This window comes from Pseudoalteromonas sp. SWN29 (assembly GCF_015864465.1).
GTDB lineage: Bacteria > Pseudomonadota > Gammaproteobacteria > Enterobacterales > Alteromonadaceae > Pseudoalteromonas.
In genome coordinates this window covers 1-532 of sequence record NZ_JADYXE010000185.1, presented here as the reverse complement: position 1 = coordinate 532, position 532 = coordinate 1, and the positions used below count along the sequence as shown (strand labels likewise).

Here is a 532-nt window from a genome sequence, read left to right as displayed (position 1 = left end):
AAACCGATATGTCTACAGCCCTAGAAACTTATATGAGCAACGTCCAAGCCCATACCACCCAGCATTTAGAGCAGTTCGCAGAAGACATAGAGAAGACGATAGAAGCCTATACACAGCACATAGCAGAACTGATCGAGCAGAGAGAAGACCGGATAGCGCAGGTCATCAAATCAGAAATGAAAAAATGGGCGATAGTCACCAGTATCGTCGCAATTACGGTACTGATATTAGGCATGATGATAGGGGCAGCATTGGTCAACAAATTCTCAAAACCGATTTATATCAATCAACAGCCACAGATACAGCAGCCCATCGACTACAGTCAGAGGTAAGTTATGGACAAGAGACTACTAGAGCAAGTGCAGCAAGCCCTACAAGCACAGCAGGACACGATCAAACGCCAACAGCAGATGCTAGACGACCAAGAGCGATACACACAGCAGCAGCTACGCAAGAAAGACCAGGATATAGCCGAATTGACAGCCTCATTGAACAAATTGGCAAGAACGAAGACGCAAGAGCTGGAACGCTT

The 532-nt window shown here is 46.2% G+C and carries 1 protein-coding gene; it reads left to right on the top strand.

All coding sequences use genetic code 11. From position 1 onward, the window contains the following. A partial coding sequence (locus I6F53_RS20405; RefSeq protein ID WP_197240977.1) for a hypothetical protein occupies window positions 1–532 on the top strand: 532 nt, incomplete at both ends.